This is a genomic window from Jiangella rhizosphaerae (genome assembly GCF_003579925.1).
In the GTDB taxonomy this organism is placed as follows: Bacteria; Actinomycetota; Actinomycetes; order Jiangellales; family Jiangellaceae; genus Jiangella; species Jiangella rhizosphaerae.
Genome location: NZ_QUAL01000045.1, coordinates 1 through 22,624, shown reverse-complemented (window position 1 = coordinate 22,624; position 22,624 = coordinate 1). Strand labels below are relative to the sequence as shown.

General features: G+C 72.4%; 18 protein-coding genes. 2 read left to right on the top strand and 16 right to left on the bottom strand.

What is annotated here, in order from left to right; translation table 11 throughout:
• Window positions 1–21: 21 nt before the first annotated feature.
• From DY240_RS05515 to hisI, 13 genes are all read right to left on the bottom strand, one after another.
• The gene (locus DY240_RS05515; RefSeq protein WP_119658959.1) at window positions 22–1,491 is read right to left on the bottom strand and encodes a glutamate synthase subunit beta; all 1,470 of its coding nucleotides are present in this window, start codon (window positions 1,489–1,491) and stop codon (window positions 22–24) included.
• Window positions 1,484–6,004, bottom strand: a complete 4,521-nt coding sequence (gene gltB / locus DY240_RS05510; protein WP_119658958.1) for a glutamate synthase large subunit — start codon at window positions 6,002–6,004, stop codon at window positions 1,484–1,486. The genes DY240_RS05515 and gltB overlap by 8 nt, the downstream gene beginning before the upstream one ends.
• Before the next feature lie 575 nt (window positions 6,005–6,579).
• Window positions 6,580–8,097, bottom strand: a complete 1,518-nt coding sequence (lgt, locus tag DY240_RS05505) for a prolipoprotein diacylglyceryl transferase (RefSeq protein WP_233552619.1) — start codon at window positions 8,095–8,097, stop codon at window positions 6,580–6,582.
• Window positions 8,098–8,151: 54 nt separating this feature from the next.
• Window positions 8,152–8,994 carry a DsbA family protein gene (locus tag DY240_RS05500; RefSeq protein ID WP_119658957.1) on the bottom strand — a complete coding sequence of 281 codons (843 nt, stop codon included), beginning with the start codon at window positions 8,992–8,994 and terminating at the stop codon, window positions 8,152–8,154.
• Between the two features lie 88 nt (window positions 8,995–9,082).
• Window positions 9,083–9,826 carry a DsbA family protein gene (locus tag DY240_RS05495; RefSeq protein WP_119658956.1) on the bottom strand — a complete coding sequence of 248 codons (744 nt, stop codon included), beginning with the start codon at window positions 9,824–9,826 and terminating at the stop codon, window positions 9,083–9,085.
• On the bottom strand, window positions 9,826–10,620 hold the full coding sequence (trpA, locus tag DY240_RS05490; RefSeq protein ID WP_119658955.1) for a tryptophan synthase subunit alpha: 795 nt from the start codon (window positions 10,618–10,620) through the stop codon (window positions 9,826–9,828). The genes DY240_RS05495 and trpA overlap by 1 nt, the downstream gene beginning before the upstream one ends.
• Window positions 10,617–11,858, bottom strand: coding sequence for a tryptophan synthase subunit beta (trpB, locus tag DY240_RS05485; RefSeq protein WP_119658954.1), 1,242 nt, complete (start codon window positions 11,856–11,858; stop codon window positions 10,617–10,619). Before trpB ends, trpA begins: the two co-directional genes overlap by 4 nt.
• 700 nt (window positions 11,859–12,558) lie before the next feature.
• The gene (gene trpC / locus DY240_RS05480; protein WP_119658953.1) at window positions 12,559–13,374 is read right to left on the bottom strand and encodes an indole-3-glycerol phosphate synthase TrpC; all 816 of its coding nucleotides are present in this window, start codon (window positions 13,372–13,374) and stop codon (window positions 12,559–12,561) included.
• 118 nt (window positions 13,375–13,492) lie between these two features.
• Window positions 13,493–13,843 carry a winged helix-turn-helix domain-containing protein gene (locus tag DY240_RS05475; RefSeq protein WP_119658952.1) on the bottom strand — a complete coding sequence of 117 codons (351 nt, stop codon included), beginning with the start codon at window positions 13,841–13,843 and terminating at the stop codon, window positions 13,493–13,495.
• Between the two features lie 3 nt (window positions 13,844–13,846).
• The gene (locus tag DY240_RS05470) at window positions 13,847–14,110 is read right to left on the bottom strand and encodes an HGxxPAAW family protein (protein WP_119658951.1); all 264 of its coding nucleotides are present in this window, start codon (window positions 14,108–14,110) and stop codon (window positions 13,847–13,849) included.
• Window positions 14,111–14,265: 155 nt separating this feature from the next.
• Window positions 14,266–14,856 carry a TIGR02234 family membrane protein gene (locus DY240_RS05465; RefSeq protein WP_119658950.1) on the bottom strand — a complete coding sequence of 197 codons (591 nt, stop codon included), beginning with the start codon at window positions 14,854–14,856 and terminating at the stop codon, window positions 14,266–14,268.
• A complete protein-coding gene (locus DY240_RS05460) occupies window positions 14,853–16,382 on the bottom strand; it encodes an anthranilate synthase component I (RefSeq protein WP_119658949.1) in 1,530 nt (509 codons plus the stop codon). Before DY240_RS05460 ends, DY240_RS05465 begins: the two co-directional genes overlap by 4 nt.
• Window positions 16,379–16,738 (bottom strand): phosphoribosyl-AMP cyclohydrolase, encoded by a 360-nt coding sequence (hisI, locus tag DY240_RS05455; RefSeq protein ID WP_119658948.1) that lies wholly within the window; start codon window positions 16,736–16,738, stop codon window positions 16,379–16,381. The genes DY240_RS05460 and hisI overlap by 4 nt, the downstream gene beginning before the upstream one ends.
• Window positions 16,739–16,878: 140 nt before the next feature.
• Between hisI and DY240_RS05450 the strand changes: the two genes are divergently transcribed.
• Together DY240_RS05450 and DY240_RS05445 are read left to right on the top strand one after the other, a co-directional pair.
• Complete coding sequence (locus DY240_RS05450; protein ID WP_158602746.1) at window positions 16,879–17,367, top strand: septum formation family protein; 489 nt, start codon at window positions 16,879–16,881, stop codon at window positions 17,365–17,367.
• A 100-nt stretch (window positions 17,368–17,467) separates the two neighbouring features.
• Window positions 17,468–18,040 (top strand): septum formation family protein, encoded by a 573-nt coding sequence (locus tag DY240_RS05445; protein ID WP_147375202.1) that lies wholly within the window; start codon window positions 17,468–17,470, stop codon window positions 18,038–18,040.
• Between the two features lie 19 nt (window positions 18,041–18,059).
• Here DY240_RS05445 and DY240_RS05440 read toward each other — a convergent pair whose 3' ends face one another.
• The 3 genes from DY240_RS05440 to DY240_RS05430 form a co-directional block, all read right to left on the bottom strand.
• Window positions 18,060–19,856: an ABC transporter ATP-binding protein gene (locus DY240_RS05440; protein ID WP_119658945.1), complete on the bottom strand. Its 1,797-nt coding sequence runs from the start codon at window positions 19,854–19,856 to the stop codon at window positions 18,060–18,062.
• Window positions 19,853–21,658 carry an ABC transporter ATP-binding protein gene (locus DY240_RS05435; protein ID WP_119658944.1) on the bottom strand — a complete coding sequence of 602 codons (1,806 nt, stop codon included), beginning with the start codon at window positions 21,656–21,658 and terminating at the stop codon, window positions 19,853–19,855. The genes DY240_RS05440 and DY240_RS05435 overlap by 4 nt, the downstream gene beginning before the upstream one ends.
• 711 nt (window positions 21,659–22,369) lie before the next feature.
• Window positions 22,370–22,624 (bottom strand): LPXTG cell wall anchor domain-containing protein (locus tag DY240_RS05430; RefSeq protein ID WP_119658943.1); only part of this gene is annotated, 255 nt, incomplete at its 5' end.

The following is a 22,624-nucleotide window of genomic DNA, read 5'->3' as shown; positions in this document are numbered from 1 at the left end:
CAACACTAGTCTTCTCTGGGCTCAAACCGCGAGCGGACGGTCGGTGGGCGAGACCGGCGACGGCAGTCGGTCGACCCCGGTCAGCTTGCGGTCGACCGCCGCCGCGACCGACCGGCCCTCGGCGATGGCCCACACGATGAGCGACTGGCCGCGCCCGGCGTCGCCGGCCACGAACACGCCGGGGACGGTCGACTCGAACGAGTCGTCGCGCACGATGTTGCCCCGCGCGTCGAGCTCGACGCCCAGCTGCTCGATCAGCGGCGACTTCTCAGGGCCGACGAACCCCATGGCCAGCAGGACGAGATCGGCCGGCAGCTCACGCTCGGTGCCGGGCACCGGCTCGAACCCGCCGGTCTGCGTCCGCTGGACCTCGACCAGCCGCAGCGCCTTCACCTTGCCGCCGTCGCCGACGAACTCCTGCGTGGAGACCGCGTAGACGCGCTCGCCGCCCTCCTCGTGGGCGCTGGACGTGCGCAGCATGAGCGGGTACGTCGGCCACGGCGTGGACGGGTGCCGGGTGCTGGGCGGCTCGGGCATGATCTCCAGCTGGGTGACCGACGCCGCGCCCTGCCGGTGGGCCGTGCCCAGGCAGTCGGCGCCGGTGTCGCCGCCGCCGATGATGACGACGTGCTTGCCCTCGGCGGTGATCTGGCCGGGGACGGCCTCGCCGAGTGCGGTGCGGTTGGCCTGCGGGAGGTACTCCATGGCCTGGTGGACGCCGTCGAGCTCGCGGCCCGGGATCGGGAGGTCGCGCCAGTCGGTGGCGCCCACGGCCAGCACGACGGCGTCGTAGCGGGCCCGCAGCTCCTTGCCGGTGACGGCGACGCCGACCTCGACGCCGGTGCGGAAGATGGTGCCCTCGGCGCGCATCTGGTCCAGCCGGCGGTCGAGGTGCCGCTTCTCCATCTTGAACTCGGGGATGCCGTAGCGCAGCAGCCCGCCGGCGCGGTCGGCGCGCTCGTAGACGGCGACGGTGTGCCCGGCACGGGTCAGCTGCTGGGCGACGGCCAGGCCGGCCGGGCCGGAGCCGATGACGGCCACCGTCCGGTCGGTCAGCCGCTCCGGCGGCAGCGGCGCCACCCAGCCCTCGTCGAACGCCTTGTCGATGATGGAGACCTCGACGTTCTTGATGGTGACGGCGTCGTCGGCGATGGCCACCACACAGGCCGCCTCGCACGGCGCCGGGCACAGCCGCCCGGTGAACTCCGGGAAGTTGTTCGTGGCGTGCAGCCGCTCGGCGGCCACCTTCCAGTCGTCGCGCCAGACGAGGTCGTTCCACTCCGGGATGAGGTTGCCCAGCGGGCAGCCGTGGTGGCAGAACGGGATGCCGCAGTCCATGCAGCGCCCGGCCTGCTCGACGATGATCGGCAGCAGGGTGCGGCCGATGCCCGGTGCGGGGTAGACCTCGTTCCAGTCGCGCAGCCGCTCCTCGACCGGGCGCGGCGTCGCGCCCTTGCGCGGGGTCTTCAGGAAACCTCGTGGGTCAGCCATGCGCCGCCTCCATGATCGCGACGTCCACATCGCGTCCATCGCGCTCGGCGGCGGCCTTGGCGGCGAGCACTCGCTTGTAGTCAGTGGGCATGATGAGCGAGAACCGGGCCATCGCGGCCGTCCAGTCGGCCAGCAGCGCCTCGGCGACGGCCGAGCCGGTCTCCTCGTGGTACTTCGAGATGATGCCGTGCAGCCGGGCCAGCTCGCCGGCGTCGGGCGTCTCGATCTCGACCATCTCGGGGTTCACGAGGCTGGGGTCGAGGTCGAGGACGAACGCCGTGCCGCCGGACATGCCGGCGGCGATGTTGCGGCCGGTGCGGCCGAGCACGACGACGGTGCCGCCGGTCATGTACTCGCAGGCGTGGTCGCCGACGCCCTCGACGACGGCCGTGACGCCGGAGTTGCGCACGCAGAACCGCTCGCCCACGAGGCCGCGGACGAACAGCTCGCCGCCGGTGGCGCCGTAGGCGGCGACGTTGCCGGCGATGATGTTCTCCTCCGCGGGGAACGGCGCGTTGCGGTCGGGCCGCACGATCACCCGGCCGCCCGAGAGCCCCTTGGCGAGGTAGTCGTTGACGTCACCCTCCAGCCGCAGCGTGACGCCGGCCGGCAGGAACGCGCCGAACGACTGCCCGGCCGAGCCGGTGAACGTGACGTCGATGGTGTCGTCGGGCAGGCCGGCGCCGCCGGTGCGCTTGGTGACCTCGTGGCCGAGCATGGTGCCGACCGTGCGGTTGACGTTGCGCACCTCGAGCTTGATCTGCACCCGCTCGCCGTGCTCCAGGGCGTCGGTGGCCAGCGCGATGAGCTGGTTGTCCAGCGCCTTCTCCAGCCCGTGGTCCTGGCTCACCACCTGGCGCCGGGCGGCGCCGTCGGGCAGCTCGGGCACGTGCAGGATCGGCGAGAGGTCGAGCCCTGCGGCCTTCCAGTGGTCGACGGCCGCGGTGGTGTCGAGCAGGTCGGCGCGGCCGATGACCTCGTCGAGGCTGCGGAAGCCCAGCTGGGCGAGGTACTCGCGCACCTCTTCGGCGATGTACTGGAAGAAGTTGACGACGAACTCCGGCCGCCCGGTGAACTTCTTGCGCAGCTCGGGGTTCTGCGTCGCGACGCCGACGGGGCAGGTGTCGAGGTGGCAGACCCGCATCATGATGCAGCCGGACACCACCAGCGGCGCCGTCGCGAACCCGTACTCCTCGGCGCCCAGCAGCGCGGCGACGATGACGTCGCGGCCGGTCTTGAGCTGGCCGTCGGTCTGAACGACGATGCGGTCGCGCAGGCCGTTGAGCAGCAGCGTCTGCTGCGTCTCGGCCAGGCCCAGCTCCCACGGTCCGCCGGCGTGCTTGAGGCTGGTCAGCGGCGCGGCGCCGGTGCCGCCGTCGTGACCGGAGATCAGCACGACGTCGGCGTGCGCCTTCGAGACGCCCGCGGCGACCGTGCCGACGCCGACCTCGGCGACCAGCTTCACGTGGATGCGGGCGGCCGGGTTGGCGTTCTTGAGGTCGTGGATGAGCTGCTTGAGGTCCTCGATCGAGTAGATGTCGTGGTGCGGCGGCGGCGAGATGAGGCCGACACCCGGCGTGGAGTGCCGGGTGCGCGCCACCCACGGGTACACCTTGTGGCCGGGGAGCTGGCCGCCCTCGCCGGGCTTCGCGCCCTGCGCCATCTTGATCTGGATGTCGTCGGCGTTGCTCAGGTAGTCCGACGTCACGCCGAACCGGCCGCTGGCGACCTGCTTGATGGCGCTGCGCCGCTCGGGGTCGTACAGGCGGTCGGTGTCCTCGCCGCCCTCGCCGGTGTTCGACTTGCCGCCGAGGCGGTTCATCGCGATGGCGAGGGTCTCATGCGCCTCCTTGCTGATGGAGCCGTACGACATGGCGCCGGTGGAGAACCGCTTGACGATGCTGTCGACGCTCTCGACCTCGTCGATCGGCACCGGCGGGCGCTCGCCGGTCTTGAGCGTGAACAGGCCGCGCAACGTCATGAGCCGCTTCGACTGCTCGTCGACCTGCCGGGTGTACTGCTTGAACACGTCGTAGCGGCCGGCGCGGGTGGAGTGCTGCAGCCGGAACACCGTCTCGGGGTCGAACAGGTGCGGCTCACCCTCGCGCCGCCACTGGTACTCGCCGCCGACCTCGAGCTTGCGGTGCCGGGTGGCGCTGCCGCCGCGCGGGTAGGCGCGGGCGTGCCGGCGGCGCACCTCTTCGGCGATGCCGTCGAGGCCGATGCCGCCGAGGCGCGACGTCGTGCCGGTGAAGTACCGGTCGACGACCTCGGCCGACAGTCCCAGCGCCTCGAAGATCTGCGCGCCGGTGTACGACGCGACCGTCGAGACGCCCATCTTGCTCATGACCTTGAGGACGCCCTTGCCGAGCGCCTTGATGAGGTTGGCGACCGCCTTCTCGGGGCTCACGCCCGGGAGCAGCGTGCCCTGGCGGACGAGGTCCTCGACGCTCTCCATGGCGAGGTACGGGTTGACCGCGCCGGCGCCGTAGCCGATGAGCAGCGCGACGTGGTGCACCTCGCGCACGTCGCCGGCCTCGACGACCAGGCCGACCTTGGTGCGGCTCTTCTCGCGGATGAGGTGGTGGTGCACCGCCGACGTGAGCAGCAGCGACGGGATCGGCGCCAGCGTGGTGTCGGAGTGGCGGTCGGACAGCACGATGATGCGCGCGCCGGACTCGATGGCCTTCGACGCCTCGGTGCAGATCTCGGCGAGGCGCCGGCCCAGCTCCGCTCCCCCGCCGGCGACGTCGTACAGCCCGCGGATGACGTGGGTGGCGTAGCCCGGCAGGTTGCCGTCGCGGTTGACGTGGATGATCTTGGCGAGTTGATCGTTGTCGATGACCGGGAACGGCAGCACGAGCTGGCGGCACGACGCCGGGCCAGGCTCGAGCAGGTTGCCCTCGGGGCCGATGGTGCCCGCCAGCGACGTGACCAGCTCTTCCCGGATGGCGTCCAGCGGCGGATTCGTGACCTGCGCGAACAGCTGGGAGAAGTAGTCGAACAGCAGCCGCGGCCGGTCGGAGAGCGTGGCGACGGGGGTATCGGTGCCCATCGATCCGATCGGCTCGGCGCCGGTCTTGGCCATCGGCGCGAGCAGCAGCCGCAGCTCCTCTTCGGTGTAGCCGAAGGTCTGCTGGCGGCGGGTGACGCTGGCGTGGGTGTGCACGACGTGCTCGCGCTCGGGGAGGTCGCCGAGGCGGATCAGGCCGGCGTGCAGCCACTCGCCGTACGGCTCGGCCGCGGCCAGCTTGTCCATGACCTCGTCGTCGTCCATCACCTTGTGGCCGGCGACGTCGACGAGGAACATGCGGCCCGGCTCGAGGCGGCCCTTGCGCACCACCGTCGCGGGGTCGAGGTCGAGGACGCCGGCCTCGGACGCGAGCACGACCAGGCCGTCGTCGGTGATCCAGTAGCGCCCCGGGCGCAGGCCGTTGCGGTCGAGCACGGCGCCGACCAGGCTGCCGTCGGTGAAGACGACCGCCGCCGGTCCGTCCCACGGCTCCATGATGGTGCTGTGGAACTCGAAGAAGTCGCGCCGCGCCTTCGAGATGCCCTGGTGGTTCTCCCACGCCTCGGGGATCATCATGCGCACCGCGTGCGGCAGGCTGCGCCCGCCCAGGTGCAGCAGCTCGAGCACCTCGTCGAAGCTGGCGGAGTCGCTGCCATCGGGCGCGACCACCGGGTACAGCCGGGACAGGTCGCCGCCGATGACCTCGCTGGCCAGCTGCGACTCGCGGGCCCGCATCCAGTTGCGGTTGCCCTGGACGGTGTTGATCTCGCCGTTGTGCGCGACGAAGCGGTACGGGTGCGCCAGCGGCCAGCTGGGGAACGTGTTCGTGGAGAACCGCGAGTGCACGACGGCGATGGCGCTGGCCAGGCGCTCGTCGGAGAGGTCGGGGAAGAACGGCTCGAGCTGGCCGGTCGTCAGCATGCCCTTGTAGACCAGCGTGCGCGACGACAGGCTCGGGAAGTACGCGCCGGTGGTGCGCTCGAGCCGCTTGCGCAGGGCGAACGCCTTGCGGTCGAGATCGATGCCGCTGGTGCGCGCGTCGTCGGCGTCGGCCACGAACAGCTGGCGGATGCGCGGCAGCGTCGACCGCGCCGTCTTGCCCAGCAGCTCGGGCGTCGTCGGCACGTCGCGCCAAGCGAGCACCGTCAGGCCCTCCTCGGCGGCGACGCGCGCGGTGGCCTCGACGATCTCGGCGTCCTGCGCGTCGTCGTCGGGGATGAAGGCCAGCCCCGTGGCGTAGTGCCCGGCGGCCGGCAGCTCGACGCCGGCGACCGCGCGGCAGAACCCATCGGGGACCTGCATGAGGATGCCGGCACCGTCGCCGGAGTCAGGCTCGGCGCCCGAGGCGCCCCGGTGGTCGAGATTGCTCAGGGCGGTCAGCCCGCGATCGATGATTGCGCGACTGGCCACGCCGTCGAGCGTGGCCACGAAGGCCACGCCGCAGGCGTCGTGCTCGAACCGCGGGTCGTAGAGACCCTGGGGGTGAGGCGTGAGGCGCATGGCACTCCCGTCGTCGTCAGACTGGCGGCGGGTGCAGGGACGGCGATGGCCCGTGCGTGAAGTTTCGTGGAGATTACAACACTTCGGCCGTCATGTGTTGTCGCGTCTCTCCATGATATCGGCGACGGGGGTGACTAGCACGGCCGCGAACCCGCTGTTGATCATCGGATTCTCCACCGATGACCGGTCGTTGCCGCAGATCGTCAGGTCAGTGGACTGTACGACCGCACAAGTACGTTGACGTCCACGCAGTTGTGAAGGGCGCCACCACCGGCGTGGCGAGGGCGGTTCGTGGCCGTTTCGTGACGTAACACGGCGCTTCCTTTGCGCCTCCTTCGGGATCAGCGGCGATCACTGGTGCCATAACGCCAGCGATTGCCGATGATCACGGGAGTGGGTGGCGGTACGGGAGACATCACGAGGGTTCCTCGACCGTCGACACGATTGCAGGCGTAGTACGACACGAGTTTTCGTAGTGAACGTGATCATCTCGGGGCCGGAGCGGCCGGCGGTGCAGGCCAACGCGGCGAGTCCGGCCCACGCCATGACCACGACGTGGACCGACGGCCGCCGCGTCAGCTGCCGGAGGCGGGCGTGCCGGTCGACTCGGCCGACGGAGTCTCCGCCGACGCGTCGGGCGCCTGCGTCGCGGGCGCCTTCTTCGCGGGCGCCTTCTTCGCCGGCGCCTTCTTGGCGGCGCTCGTGGCCGCCGCGGTCTTGGTCGCAGCCGTCGCCTTCTTGGTCGCCGTCTTCTTGGCGGCCGGCGCCTTCTCGGCCGCCGTCTCGGCCGGGGCGGTGTCGGCGGGCTTCTCCGCAGGCGCCTTCTTCGCGGCGGCGGTGCTCTTCGTCGCCGCGGTGGTTTTGGCCGCCGTCTTCTTGGCGGCCGGAGCCTTCTTGGCGGTCGTCGTCTTCTTCGCCGTGGTCGCCTTCGTCGCCGCCGTGCTCGCGGTCGACGTCCCGGCGGCCGTCGCCGCGGCCGCCGTGGTCGTCGCGGAAGCCTTCTTGGCGGTGGCCGCAGCGGTTGCCGGCTCGGCCGGCTTCTCGTCGTCGGCCTTCTCCGCGTCGGCCGGCTTGTCCCCGTCGGCCGGCTTCTGCTCCGACGGCTTCGCCTCCGAGGGCTTCTCCCCCGCCGCCGGCTTGGCGTCGGCCGGTTCCTTCTCGCCGTCCTCCGGCTCGTCGTCGGGGAGGGTGAGGGGCGCGTCGTCCTCGGCCTTGCCCTTGTCGTCGAACGGGTCGGGCTGGTCGTAGAAGCCGCGCAGCGTCTCGGGGTCCTCGCGGCCGGGGTGGCGCTTGAGCGACCAGAAGAAGTACCCCATGGCCGCCACGAAGATCAGCCCGGTCACCCAGAGGTTGACCCGGACGCCGAACACCTCGTTGGCGGGATCGATGCGCAGGTACTCCCAGAAGCCCCGGCCCAGCGTGTAGCCGGCCACGTACAGGGCGAACAGCCGGCCGTGGCCGATGGTGTACCGCTTGTCGGCCCACAGCAGCAGAAGCGCCAGCGCCACGGCCCACAGCGACTCGTACAGGAACGTCGGATGGAAGGTCGCGACGTCGGCGTAGCCGTCGGGCCGGTGCACGGGGTCGATCTCGAGGCCCCACGGCAGATCGGTGGGGCGGCCGAACAGCTCCTGGTTGAACCAGTTGCCCCACCGGCCGAGGGCCTGCGCCAGCAGGATGCCCGGCGCCGCGGCGTCGGCCATCGCGGCGAACGGGACGCCGCGGCGGCGGCAGGCGATCCAGACGCCCAGGGCACCCATGGCGATGGCGCCCCAGATGCCCAGGCCGCCTTCCCAGATGCGCAGCGCCTGCCAGGGATCGCGGCCCTCGCGGAAGTAGAGCTGGTTGTCGGTGATGACGTGGTAGAGGCGGCCGCCGATGATGCCGAACGGCACCGCCCACACCGCGATGTCGGCGACGACGCCGGGCTCGCCGCCACGGGCGAGCCAGCGCCGGTTGGTGAGCCAGATCGCCACCACGATGCCGGCCATGATGCACAGGGCGTACGCCCTCAGGTCGAAGCTGCCGATCTCCCAGGAGCCGCTGCTCGGGCTGGGGATGGAGGTGGGCACCACGGCCGGCGTCGCGATCACAGGCGAACCGTACCGGACGGGTCGGCGCGGTACGTCATCGCGGTGTGCCGCACGTCACTGGGTGGCGGACGGGTTCGGCGTCTCGCCCGCGGGCGGCGTGGCCGGCGGGGTGGTCGCCGGGGCCGTGCCGGTGGCGTCGGGCGCCGGGGTGGCGAGGCTGCCACCGGCGGCGACGGTCTCGACGGCGGCGTTGATGCCCTCGGGGGTCCACTGGGTGGAGTCGAGCAGCTCGCCGTTGACGAACACCGTCGGCGTGCCCTCCACCTGGTGGTCGCGCGCCGTCTGCGGCACCGCGGCCGCCCAGTCCTCGAACTCGTCGTCGCGGACGCAGCCCTCGTAGTCGCCGCCGATGCCGGCCTGCTCGCCGAGGTCGACCAGCGAGCTGGTGGACCACTGGGTGCCGGCCGCGGCGAACGCGGCGCTCTTGAACTCGATCGCCTGGCCCTCCTGCGCGGCGCACGCGAAGGCGTTGTTGGCCCGCCGCGAGTAGACGGCGCCGGTGAAGTCGAGCGGGTGGTAGACGATGTTCGCCTGGCCGGAGTCGACGAGCTGCTGGATGGCGGCGCCGTTCGCGGCCTCGAAGTCGGCGCAGTGCGGGCAGAGGAAGTCCATCCAGTAGTCGATGGTCACCGGCGCGTCGGCCTCACCGACGAGGATGCCGCCGCCGTCGCCCTCGATGACCTGGCCGTTGCCGGACCCCACGGCGTCGGGCACCTGCATCGGCCCGTCGCTGCCACCGCGGCTGGCCGCGACGGCGACCGCGATGATCGCGACCGCCGCCACGATGGCCACGGCCACGCCGTAGCGCATCATGCGCTCGCGCCGCTTCTCCTGGCGCGCCTGCTCCTCGCGCATCGCCTTGATGCGCTCGCGGGCCTCGGCCTTCTTGCTGCTCATCGATGGGCTTCCTTCGACACGAGTGAGTTCACGGGGATTGACGAGGGTACAACTTCATTGACCATGACGTGAGTTCCGGGCCCGAGGATCACGATGTCGTCACGGCGGCGTCGACCGCCGACCGGAACTCGTCGGCGCTCATCGCGGCCGGATCGTCGAGCGGCTCGCCGTTCAGCAGCACCGCCGGGGTCGCCTCGAGGCCCTCGTCGCGGAAGGCGTCGAGGACGTGCCGGCCCCAGTCGGCGTAGGTGCCCTCGCGGACGCACGACTCGAAGACGGCGTCGTCGAGGCCGGCCGCCTCACCGGCCGCCAGCAGGTCGTCCGTCGTGTAGCCGCCGGAGCGCTCCTCGGGCTGGTTCGCGAACAGCTCGGTGAGGTACTCGACCGGCCGGCCGGCGTCGATGGCGCAGCCGAACGCATTGCTGGCGCGGTCGGACTCCTCGCCGAGGAAGGCCGCCGGGTGGTAGACCACCTGGGCGGTGCCGTCGGCGACCAGTTCCTCCAGCACCGGCCCGTTCTCGGCCTCGAACTGGCCGCAGAACGGGCACTGGAAGTCGAACCAGTAGTCGATGGTCACCGGCGCGTCCGCCTCGCCCACCGCCACACCGGTGCCGCCCTCGACGGTGCCCGACGGGATGGCGCCTGTGCCCTGGGGATCGTCAGTCGCCCGGTTGACCAGCACAATCGCGATGACCGCGACGACGACCAGGATGCCGACGGAGATGCCGGCCCGCAGGAACCGCTCTCGCCGCCGCTCGGCCAGCGCCCGGGCCTCCGCCTCCTTGCGCAGCGCCTCCGCCCGGATGCGAGCCTGCTCTCGCTTGCTGGCCATCAGCGCTTCCGTACTCCCCCGGCGAGGTCGGCGGCCAGCTCGGCGACGGACGCGACCCCGGCGGCGGGGTCGGCGGCGTCGAGCAGCCGGCGGACGAACGCGGACCCGACGACGACGCCGTCGGCGAACGCGGCGATCTCGGCGGCCTGGGTGGCGTTGGAGACGCCCAGTCCGACGGCGACCGGCAGGTCCGTCGTCGCGCGGGTGCGGCCCACCAGCCCGGCAGCGGCGTCGCCGACCTGCTCGCGGGTTCCGGTGACGCCCATGACGGAGGTCGCGTAGACGAAGCCGCGGCAGGCCGCCGTCGTCATGGCGATGCGCTCGTCGGTGGAGGACGGCGCGACCAGGAAGACGGTGTCGAGGCCGTGCTCGCGCGCCGCCGGGATCCAGGAGTCGTCGGCGTCGGGCGTGAGGTCGGGCGTGATGACGCCGGACCCGCCGGCCGCCGCGAGGTCGCGGGCGAAGGCCTGCGCGCCGTAGCGGTCCAGCGGGTTCCAGTACGACATGACGACGGCGGGCGCGCCGGTGGCGGCCACGGCCTCGACGACGCGCAGCACGTCGGTCGTCGTGGTGCCGGCCCGCAGAGCGGCGTCGACCGCGGTCTGGATGACCGGCCCGTCGATGAGCGGGTCGCTGTAGGGCAGCCCGACCTCGACGATGTCGACGCCGGCGTCGATCATGGCCCGCAGCGCCGCGATGGAGCCGTCGACGCTGGGATAGCCGGCCGGCAGGTAGCCGACCAGGGCGGCGCGGCCCTCGGCCCGCGCCTTCTCGAACGCCACCGAGGTCGTCACGCCTGAACCTCCCCGGACTCGCTCATGAGGCCGAACCACTTGGCGGCGGTGTCGACGTCCTTGTCGCCGCGCCCGGACAGGTTCACCAGGATCGTCGCATCGGGCCCGAGCCGCTCGCCCAGGCGCCGGGCGCCGGCCAGCGCGTGCGAGCTCTCGATGGCCGGGATGATCCCCTCCGTGCGGCAGAGCAGCCGGAACGCCTCCATGGCGTCGGCGTCGTCGACCGGCTCGTACGTGGCCCGGCCGGTGTCCTTCAGCCAGGCGTGCTCCGGCCCGACGCCGGGGTAGTCGAGCCCGGCGGAGATCGAGTGCGACTCGATGGTCTGCCCCATCTCGTCCTGCAGCAGGTACGACCGCGCGCCGTGCAGCACCCCGGGCGAGCCGGCGGTGATCGTCGCCGCGTGCCGCCCGGTGGCGACGCCGTCGCCGCCGGCCTCGAAGCCGTACAGGGCGACGTCGGCGTCGTCGACGAACGCGTGGAAGATGCCGATGGCGTTGGACCCGCCGCCGACGCAGGCCGCCACGGCGTCGGGCAGCCGGCCGGTGAGGTCGAGCACCTGCTGGCGCGCCTCGACGCCGATGACGCGCTGGAGGTCGCGCACCAGCGTCGGGAACGGGTGCGGCCCGGCGACCGTGCCGAACACGTAGTTCGTCGTCTCGACGTTGGTGACCCAGTCGCGCAGGGCCTCGTTGATGGCGTCCTTGAGCGTGCGCGAGCCGGTCGTCACCGGGACGACGGTGGCGCCGAGCAGCCGCATGCGGGCGACGTTGAGCGCCTGCCGGCGGGTGTCCTCCTCGCCCATGTAGATGACGCACTCCAGGCCCATCAGCGCGGCCGCGGTGGCGGTGGCGACGCCGTGCTGGCCCGCGCCGGTCTCGGCGATGACCCGCGGCTTGCCGATGCGCTTGGTGAGCAGCGCCTGGCCCAGCACGTTGTTGATCTTGTGCGAGCCGGTGTGGTTGAGGTCCTCGCGCTTGAGCAGGACGCGCGCGCCCCCGGCCGCCTCGGCGCCGAACCGGGCCGCCTCCGTGACGGGCGTCGGCCGGCCCGTGTAGGTGGTAAGCAGGTGGTCGAGCTCAGCGGTGAAGGCGGGGTCCTGACGGGCCGCGGTGTACTCGCGGTCCAGCTCGTCGAGCGCCGCGATCAGCGCCTCAGGGACGTAGCGGCCGCCGTACGGGCCGAACCGGCCGGGCCGGTCGGCGGAAAGGACGTGCCCGGAATCGGGCCTGGTGTCCACCCGAGTAGCTCCTCGTTGCGTGGCAGGGATGGCTGTCCAGCGACGGTATCGCAGCGAGCGGCCGCGGCCCCAATCGCCTCCGGTTTCGCCGAACCACTTGACGCCGGGACGGCCGATGCGGCGTTCGTAGCAGTTGTGCTGCAGTCGGCTCGATGGGCTGCGAACGTTGGCCGTGCGTCGTGTTGTCGGGTGGTTCGGGCTCGCTGGCCCGCTCGCGGTGGGCTGTCGGGCCGTTCGGTGTGGCGTTGGTGTCGCTGGGTCCACGATGTGGGACCTGCCGGTGATCCGGGAGCCGACACGAGGATTACCCGACCATCACCACGAATGCAGGCATGGTGAAGGTCGGGTAATCGTAGTGGTGTACCCGATCATTGATGATCATGAGCGTCCATGACCCAGCAAACGCCGCAAACCGGACACGTGACGAGCGCCGACGCGGCAGACCGACCGTGCGGCGTGCTCAGACCCCCCCGTCCCCCTGATAGCTGCCCGTTCTTGGCCCCGGAGCCGCGGGTCAAGTCCAGAGCCCCGACCACAAACCCACAATGACCAGCAGGGGCGCCGGACTTGAGGCGCGGATCCGGGGCCAAGAAAATAGGGCAGCAGGGGACGGCCAACGGTAGAAGCCCCGTCGAGCCAACGGTGTCACTCCGTCGACGTGACCTGCGCTGAGGCGAACCAGCGCAGCAAGCAGGTGGCCTCAGCCCTGGCGGCTGCCCCGGTTGAGCGCGGGATGGGCTCCGGCGGCGACGAGGTCGGCGACGGCGGCCCTGGGGTCCTTGCCGGTGACCAGGGTCTCGCCGACGAGGACGGCGTCGGCGCCGGCCCGGGCGAGGTCGATGACGTCGCGCGGGGACTTCACGCCGGACTCGGCGATCTTCACGATGCCGTCCGGGACCTTCGGCGCCAGCCGCTCGAACGTCGTGGTGTCGACGTCGAGGGTCTTGAGGTCGCGGGCGTTGATGCCGATGAGCTTCGCCCCGGCGTCGGCCGCCCGGGCCACCTCCTCGGCGGTGTGCGCCTCGACCAGCGGCGTCAGCCCGATGGACTCGGCCCGCTCGATGAGGCTCACCAGCGCGATCTGCTCGAGCGCGGCGACGATGAGCAGCGCGAGGTCGGCGCCGTAGGCCCGCGCCTCCCACAGCTGGTAGCTGGTGACGATGAAGTCCTTGCGCAGCACCGGCGCGTCGACCGCGGCCCGGACCGTCTTGAGGTCTTCCAGCGTGCCGCCGAACCGGCGCCGCTCGGTGAGCACGCTGATGGCCGCGGCGCCGCCGGACTCGTAGTCGACGGCGAGGGCGGCGGGGTCGGCGATCTCGGCGAGGGAACCACGCGACGGGCTCGACCGTTTCACCTCTGCGATGACCGACACACCCGGCGAACGGAGCAACGGCAGCGGATCACGGGCCGGCGGCTGCTTGGCCGCCATCTCCTTCAGCTGGTCGAGAGGGCACTGGTTCTCTCGTTCGGCCAGGTCGGCGCGCACCCCGTCGATGATCTCTTCGAGAACGCTCATCTCCGCCCCTCGCCGGTGCCGCCCCACCGGATCGGTCGACCCGGCTGGTCCAGAGTAACGGCGAGTGATGAGTGGTCTCGACGTACCCCCGGTGAAGGGTGCTCGACGGCCATGTGCTTCACACCTCCGGGACGGGGTCGAGGGCATAGCCGACGCCGCGCACCGAGCGGATCGTCAGCGCGCCGTCGAGCTTGCCCCGCAGCGTCGCGACGTGCACGTCGACGGTGCGGCTGCCGACCGGCACCGGGTAGCCCAGCGCCTGGCACATGAGCTCCTCGCGCGTGCAGACCCGGCCGGGCCGGTGCATGAGGTGAGCGAGCAGCGCGGCCTGCAACGGCGTCAGCGCGACCTCGCGCCCTTCCGGCGTCGCCACCCGGCGGTGGTCGACGTCGAGCGTCACTCCGGCGACGGAGACGACCGGCGGGCCCGCGCGGGCCCGGTCCGACGTCGTCCTGCCGGCGCGTGGCATGGCCTACCCGATGCTGTCCTCGCCCGTCGCGGAGGCGGGCTGACGGGGACCGGCCTGCGCGTCGCGCTGGGTGTCGCGCTGCCCGAGGCCCATCATCTGCATGATCTTGCCGACGATGCCGCCGACCACGACCAGGCCGACGCCGCCGATCCAGAACAGTGGCCAGTTGAGCAGGATGACCGCGATGGCGCCGACCACGAAGCCGGCCAGGATCAGGATGACCGTGGTCCAGGCGGCCGGGGTGTGGCCGTGCTCGTTGTGCGCCATCGTGTGTCACGTCTCCTGTCGTCGTGGCGTCCTTACGCTCATTGTGCCCGATGACCGCCGCACCCCGTCGCCCGACCTCCGTTCTCGCCCCGCCCACTCGTCCGGGGGCGGCGGAGGGTCGGCGGGCAGGCGGGCGCCCGGCGACCGGGCCGGGGTCAGGTCGTCGGGTCGTCGCCGCGGTCGAGGGCGTCCCAGGTGGCGCGGTTGCCGTCGGCCGGCTTGCCGGCGGGGCGGCGCGGGGCGCGGCCGCCGGACCGCTCGTAGCGGGTGCCCATGGCCGGCCAGGACGGGCCGCGTACGGCGATCAGCACGCCGGCCATCGCCACCAGCAGGCCGGCCACGACGACGGCGACCGGCCACGCGGGCGAGGTGGAGATCGCCTCGACGGGGCCGGCGGCCTCGGGGCCGGTGGTCAGCCAGTCCGACACCCGCCCCGCGAGGTCGGCCAGTGCCAGCGCGGCCATCAGGGCCTGCACGAGGCCCAGCAAGGCGAGAACGCCACCGACGATGCGCCGGCCGAGCCGCCGGACCGCCGGGACCGCGACGACGGCCGCCAGCGCCACCAGCGCGACAGCCGGGGCGAGCGGCAGCAGGTCGGACCCGGACACCGTCGTCGGGGTCACGGAGAGTGACGACGACTGCTCGCCGCTCCCCCACGGCCGCGACGCCGCCACCAGCCCGAGCACGCCGCCGGCGGCCAGCAGGAGCAGCGCGCCGACGTACTCGCGGCGGGACCGCGGGGTCATTCCACCGGCCGCATCGTCTCGGCGACGGCGATGGCCCGCAGCGCCGCCGCGGCCTTGTTCCGCGACTCGGTCCACTCGGCCTCGGGGTCGGAGTCGGCGACGATGCCGGCGCCGGCCTGGACGTAGCCGACGCCGTCGCGGATCAGCGCGGTGCGGATGGCGATGGCGACGTCGAGGTCGCCGGCGAAGTCGAGGTAGCCGACGACGCCGCCGTAGACGCCGCGGCGGACCGGCTCGAGGTCGTCGATGATCTCCATGGCCCGCACCTTCGGCGCGCCGGACAGCGTGCCGGCCGGGAAGCAGGCGGCCAGGACGTCGAGCGCCTCCTGGTCGTCGCGCAGCCGCCCGATCACCGTCGACTCGATGTGCATGACGTGGCTGTAGCGGCGCACCGTCATGAAGTCGACCACCTCGACGGTGCCCGGCGCGCAGACCCGCCCGAGGTCGTTGCGGGACAGGTCGACCAGCATGAGGTGCTCGGCGCGCTCCTTGGGGTCGGCGAGCAGCTCGTCGGCCAGCGCGGCGTCGGCCTCGGGCGTCTCGCCGCGCCACCGGGTGCCGGCGATCGGGTGGGTCATGACGCGGTCGCCGTTGACCTTGACCAGCGCCTCGGGGCTGGACCCGACGACGGAGTAGGCGCCGTCGCCGTCGCCGCTCGGTCCGGGCAGCCGGACGAGGTACATGTAGGGACTCGGGTTGTCGCGGCGCAGCACCCGGTAGACGTCCAGCGGGTCGGCCGTGGTGGGGGTCTGGAAGCGCTGCGAGAGCACGATCTGGAACGCCTCGCCGGCCCGGATCTCCTCCTTGGCCCGCTCGACCGCGGCGAGGAAGTCGGCCTTCTCGGTGCGGCTGTCGTGCCGCGGCGGCGTGGCGGGGTCGTAGGACGCCACCGACGACGGCGTCGGCCGCGCCAGCTCGGCGGTCATGCGGTCCAGCCGCTCGACGGCGTCGGCCCACGCCTGGTCGACGCGCTCGTCGCTGTCGTCCCAGTTGACGGCGTTGGCGACCAGGAGGATCGTGCCGTCGTCGTGGTCGAGGACGGCGACGTCGGTGGCCAGCAGGAAGGCGAGGTCGGGCAGGTGGAGGTCGTCGGTGGTCGTCTCGGGCAGCCGCTCGAGCCGCCGCACGGCGTCGTAGGAGACGAAGCCGACCAGCCCGCCGGTGAGCGGCGGCAGCCCGGGCAGCCGCCGGCTCTTCAGCGCCCGCAGCGTGCCGCGCAGCGCCTCCCACGGGTCGCCGCCGGACGGCAGCCCGACGGGCGGCGTGCCGTGCCAGACGGCCTCGCCGTCGCGCTCGCTGAGCACCGCGGCCGACCGCGCGCCGACGAAGGAGTAGCGCGACCACACGCCGCCGTGCTCGGCGGACTCCAGGAGGAACGTGCCGGGCCGGTCGGCGGCCAGCTTGCGGTAGACCCCGACGGGCGTCTCGCCGTCGGCCAGCAGCCGCCGGACGACCGGGATGACGCGGTGCTCCTTGGCCAGCACCCGGAACGTCTCGAGGTCCGGTGCGGGCTCGATGGCGCTCATGCGGCCGTCCCGGCGACGGAGTCGAGCAGGCCGTCGTCGAAGCAGGTGCGGGTGCCGGTGTGGCAGGCCGGGCCCTCCTGGTCGACCTTGAGCAGCAGGGTGTCGCCGTCGCAGTCGAGGCGCACCTCGCGCACCCACTGCCGGTTGCCCGACGTCTCGCCCTTCACCCAGTAGTCGCCGCGGCTGCGGCTCCAGTAGGTGGCCCGGCCGGTGGTGAGCGTGCGGTGCAGCGCCTCGGCGTTCATCCACGCGAGCATGAGCACCTCACCGGTGTCGTGCTGCTGGACGACCGCGGGCAGCAGGCCGTCGGGGGTGAGCTTGAGCCGGGCGGCTACGGTGGGGTCGAGACCGGGCATCCCCCCATTGTCGCCGACGCGCTCGCGGCGGACGACACGCGGCCGGATCTCCGGTATCGCATCGTGGACGACGCGATGACCAACTAAGGTGCCGTGGTTGGGTACGACTCGGCACCGACTCGTGACGAAGGAGCATTCTCGTGGCACGCACGTTCCGCGTCGCCGCGGCGGCGTCGGCCGCTGTGGCCGCGGTCCTGCTGCCGGCCGCCTGCTCGGACGACGGCGACGAGCCCCGGCGCGACGCCTCGGGCAACGTCACCGAGTCCGCCGCCGCCGACGTGTTCCAGGTGCGGGTCGGCGACTGCCTCGGCGACTTCGGCGACTCCGAGCAGGTCACCGACGTGTCCGTCGTCCCGTGCGACCAAGAGCACGCCCAGGAGATCTACGCCACCGCGCAGATCCCCGACGGCGAGCTGCCCAGCGACGACGACCTCCGCGCGCAGGCCGAGGAGGTCTGCACCGCCGAGTTCGAGGCCTACGTCGGGCTCCCCTACGCCGAGTCCGCGCTCGACTTCACCTGGCTGCAGCCCACCGCCGAGTCGTGGGAGCAGGGCGACCGCGAGCTGGTCTGCCTCGTCAACGACCCAGCCGGCCCCGTGACGGGTTCGCTGCAGGGCGCGAACCGCTGAGACCGGTGACCACCCCCATGGACTCCGTCGTCCGTCCGAGCGGGCGGCGGCCGCAAGACGCCGTGTCATCGGCGTGTTCAACCACAAGGAGACAATGATCGTGCGGATCACGATTCGTACTGCTGTCACGGCGCTGGCCGCCGTCGCGGCGCTCAGCCTGAGCGCGTGTGGCGACGACTCGTCTGACGACAACGCCGGCGGCGACTCGACCGCCACCACCGAGGAGACCGCCTCGGAGGAGACCCCGGCCGAGGAGACCCCCGCCGAGGAGGAGACCCCGGCCGAGGAGGAGTCCGAGGCGCCCGAGGGCGAGACCCAGGACGTCTTCGACGTCGGCCTGGGCGACTGCATCAGCAACTTCAACGCCGAGGAGCAGGTCAGCGAGCTGACCGTCATCCCGTGCGAGGAGGAGCACGACCAGGAGGTGTTCGCGGTCTTCGAGGTGCCCGACGGCGACTTCCCCGGCTCCGAGGCGTTCGAGGAGCAGGTCACGACCGACTGCGTCGGCGAGTTCGAGACGTTCGTCGGTATGCCGTACGAGGAGTCGGTCCTGCAGATCCAGTGGCTGGAGCCGACCGAGGAGTCCTGGGCGCAGGGCGACCGCGAGCTCGTCTGCACCGTGCTCGACCCCTCCGGCCCGGTGAGCGGCACCCTCGAGGGCGCCAACCGCTGAGGTCCGGCCGTGGCCTGGATCAGCGTGACTGGCTGATCCAGGCCGCGTGCAGGGCGGCGTAGACGCCGCCCTTCTCGACCAGCTCCGCGTGCGGCCCGGCCTCGACGAGCCGGCCGCGATCGAACACGAACACCTCGTCGGCGGCCTCGGCGGTGGACAGCCGATGGGCGATGGTCACCGACGTCCGGCCGCGGGAGATGCCCTCGAGCGCCCGCGCCAGCCGCACCTCAGTCGCGGGGTCGACGGCACTCGTGGCCTCGTCGAGGACCAGCAGGTCGGGGTCGGCGAGGTAGGCCCGGGCCAGCGCCACCAGCTGCCGCTCGCCCGCCGACAACGACTCGCCCCGCTGCCCGACCGGCGTCTCCAGCCCGTACGGCAGGGAGTCCAGCCACTCGCCCAGCCCCAGCTCGGTGACCGCCAGCAGCAGCTCCTCGTCGGTGGCCTCGGGCTTGCCGTAGCGCAGGTTGGCCGCCAGGGTGTCGTCGAACAGGAACCCCTCCTGCGGCACCATGACCACCCGCTCGCGCAGCGACGCGAACCGCACCTCGCGCAGGTCGGTGCCGTCGACCAGGACCCGCCCGTGCACGGGATCCATCAGCCGGGTGAGCAGCTTGGCGAACGTCGTCTTGCCCGAGCCGGTTTCGCCGACCACCGCGACCCGGGTGTGCCGGGGAATCGCGACGTCGACCTCCTTCAGCACCGTCGGCCCGTTCGGGTAGGCGTAGGACACGCGCTCGAAGCGGACGTCGATGGGGCCGCGGGGCAGGCGGACGCCGTCCTCACCCGGATCGGCGACGTCGGCCGGGGTGTCGAGGATGCCGAGGACGCGCCGCCACCCGGCGATGGCGTTCTGCGCCTCGCTCAGCACCTCGGTGCCGACCTGCACCGGGGCCACGAACAGCGTGACGAGGAAGAGGAACGCCAGCATGCGGCCGAGCGTGATGTCGCCGGCCACGCCCAGCAGCACGCCGGCCACGACGATGGCGGCGTTGGCCAGGCCGGCGACCACCTCGCCGGTGGAGAACGCCGTCGCCGCGAGCCGCTGCGCCCGGCTGGCGGCGACGCGGTGCGATTCGACGGCGTCGTCGATGCGCTGCTGCGTGCGGGCCTCGATGGCGTACGCCCGGACGGCCTGGGCGCCGACGACGGACTCGGAGATGGCGCCGAGCATGCCGCCGACCCGCTCGCGCACCACCATGTACGCCGCCGACAGCATGCGCTGGAACGTCCGCAGCGCCAGGAACAGCGGCAGGAAGCAGACCCAGACCAGCAGCGTCAGCTGCCAGGAGTACACCGCCATGACGACCGTCGCGATGATCAGCTGGCCGATGCTGACCAGCATGATCAGCCCGCCCCACTGGACGAACTGGGAGATGGTGTCGACGTCGCTGGTGACGCGGGAGACCAGCGAGCCGCGCCGCTCGGTGTCCTGGGTCAGCACCGACAGGTCGTGCACGTGCCGGAACGCCTTGGTCCGCAGCGTGGCGAGGCCGGCCTCGCTGGCCCGGAAGATGCGCCGGTTCATGAAGTACGCCGCGACGACGGTGACCACGATGCCGGCGCCGGCCAGCCCCACCATCCAGCGGACGTAGCCGAGGTCGGCGCCGCCGGGCGCGTTGAGGCCGTCGTCGATGGTCTGCTGGACGGCGATGGGCACCACGACCCGCCCGGCGGTGGCGACCAGCGCGAGCAGCAGCGTCACCGTCAGGCCCTGGGTGATCTCGGGCGACAGCGCCAGCCCGCGCCGGAACGTCGCCCAGGCGGAGCCGGAGCGGACCTCGCCCAGGCGGGAACTCTGGCCGGCTACAGCGCTCATGGCCGGTTCTCCTCGTCGGTGCCGGCCATGGCCCGCTCGGCGGCGTCGCGTTCGTAGGCGGTGATGAGGTCGCGGTAGCCGGGCGAGGTGGTCAGCAGCTCGGCGTGGGTGCCGCGGGCGGACACCCGGCCGTCCTCGACGTAGACGACCTCGTCGGCCAGCGCGATGGTGGCCCGCCGGTAGGCGACCACGACGACGGTGGACCGCAGCGCGGCGTCGCGCAGGCCGGCCAGGATGCGCCGCTCGACCTCGGGGTCGACCGCGCTGGTGGCGTCGTCGAGGACGAGCAGCCGCGGCTTGCGGACCAGTGCGCGGGCCAGCGCCAGCCGCTGCCGCTGCCCGCCGGAGAGCGTGGCGCCGCGCTCGCCGATGCGGGCGTCGAGCTCGCCGTCGAGGTCGTGCACGAAGCGGTCGCCCTGGGCCAGCCGCAGCGCCGCCCAGACGTCGTCGTCGGGCACCGGGAGGCCGAGGGTGACGTTGTCGCGGACGGTGTCCTCGAAGATGAACGGCTGCTGGAACACCAGCGACACCGCGCCGGCGACCGCGCCGGGCTCGAGCTGGCGCAGGTCGGTGCCGTCGAGCAGCACCGCGCCGCTGACCGGGTCGACCAGCCGGACCAGCAGGCTGGCCAGCGTCGACTTGCCCGACCCCGTGGATCCGACGACGGCGACCGTGCGGCCGGGCTCGACGTCGAGGTGGACGCCGTCGAGCACCGGCGTGCCCTCGACGTAGGCGTAGCTGACGTCGCGGATGCCCAGGTGGGCGGCGGCGCCGTCGCCGTCGAGGCTGCTCGTGCCGTGCGGCAGCGCGCCGGTGGCGTCGAGCACCGCCTGGACCCGCCGCCAGCCGACGGTGGCCCGCGGCAGCTCGCCGAGCACGAAACCGATGGCGCGGATCGGGAACGCGGTGATGGTGAGCAGGTAGGCGACCTGGACCAGCGTGCCGGCCGCGAGCGACCCGTCGGCGACCCGCGCGGAACCGATGATGAGCACGGCGAGCACGCCGAGGTTGGGCAGCGCCTCGAGCATGGGGTCGAACGCGCCGCGGACGCGCCCGACGGCGGAGTTGGCGTCGCGCAGCTGGCCGGCGACCTTGGCGAACCGGGCGGTCTCGGCGGCCTCGCGGCCCAGCGCCTTGACCACCATGGCGCCGTCGAACGACTCGTGCGCGACGCCGGACAGCTCGGCGCGTAACGCCTGGGCACGGGTGGCCAGTGGCGACAGCCGGCGCTGGTAGACGAAGTTCAGCAGCAGGATGGCCGGGAACACCAGCGCACCGACGAGCGCCAGCAGGGGGTCGGCGAGGAACATCGACACCAGCGCGAACACCAGCATGACGACGACGCCGAGCGCGAACGGCAGCGGCGCGATGGGCCAGAACGACGCCTCGACGTCGGCGTTGGCGTTGGACAGCAGCTTGCCGGTGGAGTGCCGGTGGTGCCAGGACAGCGGCAACTTGAGGTACTGACGGCTCACCTGGCGCCGGTAGCGGGCGTTGAGGCGATACTGGCCGAGCCCGGCGAAGTACCGGCGCACCACGATGCCGCCGGCCTTGACCAGCGCGGTCACCATGATGGCCAACGCCGCCAGCGCCAGCGCGCCCGTGGTGGTCTCGCCGTCGCGGAACGCCGGCACCACGACGCGGTCGGTGACCCGCCCGATGACCTCGGCCGCCGCCACCGTCGCGAACCCATACACCGCACTGCCGGCGACCGCGATGCCCAGGATGACCGGTTCGTCGCGCAAGGCCCGGACGAGGATCCGGAGCCCCTCGCGCAGGGTGGCCTGCCGCTCGTCCCTCACGTCACTCGCTCTCTGCGCTCATGCCCGTCCCCGGACAGAGCGCAGGCGTGATCGACCGCTCGCGCGAAATCCGTGGGGTGCCCGGCTTTGTACGGTACCAACTGCCGCCGACACACCTGTAATCGGTTTCCAGCGAGGTCGGCCAGGCTCCCCGTCCCCCTGCTGCCCCATTCTCTTGCCGCGAACCCGCGCCTCAAGTCCGCCATGGAGTCGCTTCGCGACGAGGGGCGGACTTGACCCGCGGGTTCGCGGCCAAGAACGGGCAGCTATCAGGGGGACGGGGAGGATCTGGGCACGCCTCGCGCTTGCCGTGCCCGTTTCGCGTGCTTTGTCGGCCTGTGGACGGCGATGATCATCGGCGATCGCCTACATCACGAGGATTTCGCGAGCTTCACCATGCCTGTACGCGTGTTGACGCTGGGGTAATCCTCGTGATGGCCCGCCAACCACGGTGAAATCTCACCACGTGGACGCTCAACGACACCAACGCCACACCGTAACGGGGCCAACGCCCCGGGCAGCCGTCGCCGCTCTTCCCCCGTCCCCCTGATAGCTGCCCGTTCTTTGCCGCGGGCGCGCGGGTCAAGCGGTCATCGCCGGCGCGAAGCGCCTCCATAGTCCGCTTGAGGCGCGCGCACGCGGCCAAGACAATCGGGCAGCAGGGGGACGGGGAACCAACGCCCCAACGACCGGCCAACGCGGCCGAGGGGGTCAGGCCGTAGTACGGCGACCCCGCAGCAGAAACGCCAGCCAGCCAATCGCCAACAGCAACGCCGACGCCAGCGCCAAGCCCGCACCGGAGCCGGTGTCGGGCAGCGGTTCACCGGTCTCGCTCGGCGACGGCGACGGCGTGATCGTCTCGGTGGGCGTCGGCGTCGGACTGGGCTCCTCGACGACGCTGACGGTCACCGTGGCCGGCTCGGACACCGCGGTGCCGTCGGAGACGGTGAACGTGAACGCGTCCTC

What these genes read in the sequence shown, in the direction of transcription:
- DY240_RS05515 (WP_119658959.1), bottom strand. Translation starts at nt 1,491, where the DNA reads ATGGCTGACCCACGAGGTTTCCTGAAGACCCCGCGCAAGGGCGCGACG.
- gltB (WP_119658958.1), bottom strand. Translation starts at nt 6,004, where the DNA reads ATGCGCCTCACGCCTCACCCCCAGGGTCTCTACGACCCGCGGTTCGAG.
- DY240_RS05500 (WP_119658957.1), bottom strand. Translation starts at nt 8,994, where the DNA reads ATGAGCAGCAAGAAGGCCGAGGCCCGCGAGCGCATCAAGGCGATGCGC.
- DY240_RS05495 (WP_119658956.1), bottom strand. Translation starts at nt 9,826, where the DNA reads ATGGCCAGCAAGCGAGAGCAGGCTCGCATCCGGGCGGAGGCGCTGCGC.
- trpC (WP_119658953.1), bottom strand. Translation starts at nt 13,374, where the DNA reads ATGAGCGTTCTCGAAGAGATCATCGACGGGGTGCGCGCCGACCTGGCC.
- DY240_RS05475 (WP_119658952.1), bottom strand. Translation starts at nt 13,843, where the DNA reads ATGCCACGCGCCGGCAGGACGACGTCGGACCGGGCCCGCGCGGGCCCG.
- DY240_RS05470 (WP_119658951.1), bottom strand. Translation starts at nt 14,110, where the DNA reads ATGGCGCACAACGAGCACGGCCACACCCCGGCCGCCTGGACCACGGTC.
- DY240_RS05465 (WP_119658950.1), bottom strand. Translation starts at nt 14,856, where the DNA reads ATGACCCCGCGGTCCCGCCGCGAGTACGTCGGCGCGCTGCTCCTGCTG.
- DY240_RS05460 (WP_119658949.1), bottom strand. Translation starts at nt 16,382, where the DNA reads ATGAGCGCCATCGAGCCCGCACCGGACCTCGAGACGTTCCGGGTGCTG.
- hisI (WP_119658948.1), bottom strand. Translation starts at nt 16,738, where the DNA reads ATGCCCGGTCTCGACCCCACCGTAGCCGCCCGGCTCAAGCTCACCCCC.
- DY240_RS05440 (WP_119658945.1), bottom strand. Translation starts at nt 19,856, where the DNA reads ATGAGCGCTGTAGCCGGCCAGAGTTCCCGCCTGGGCGAGGTCCGCTCC.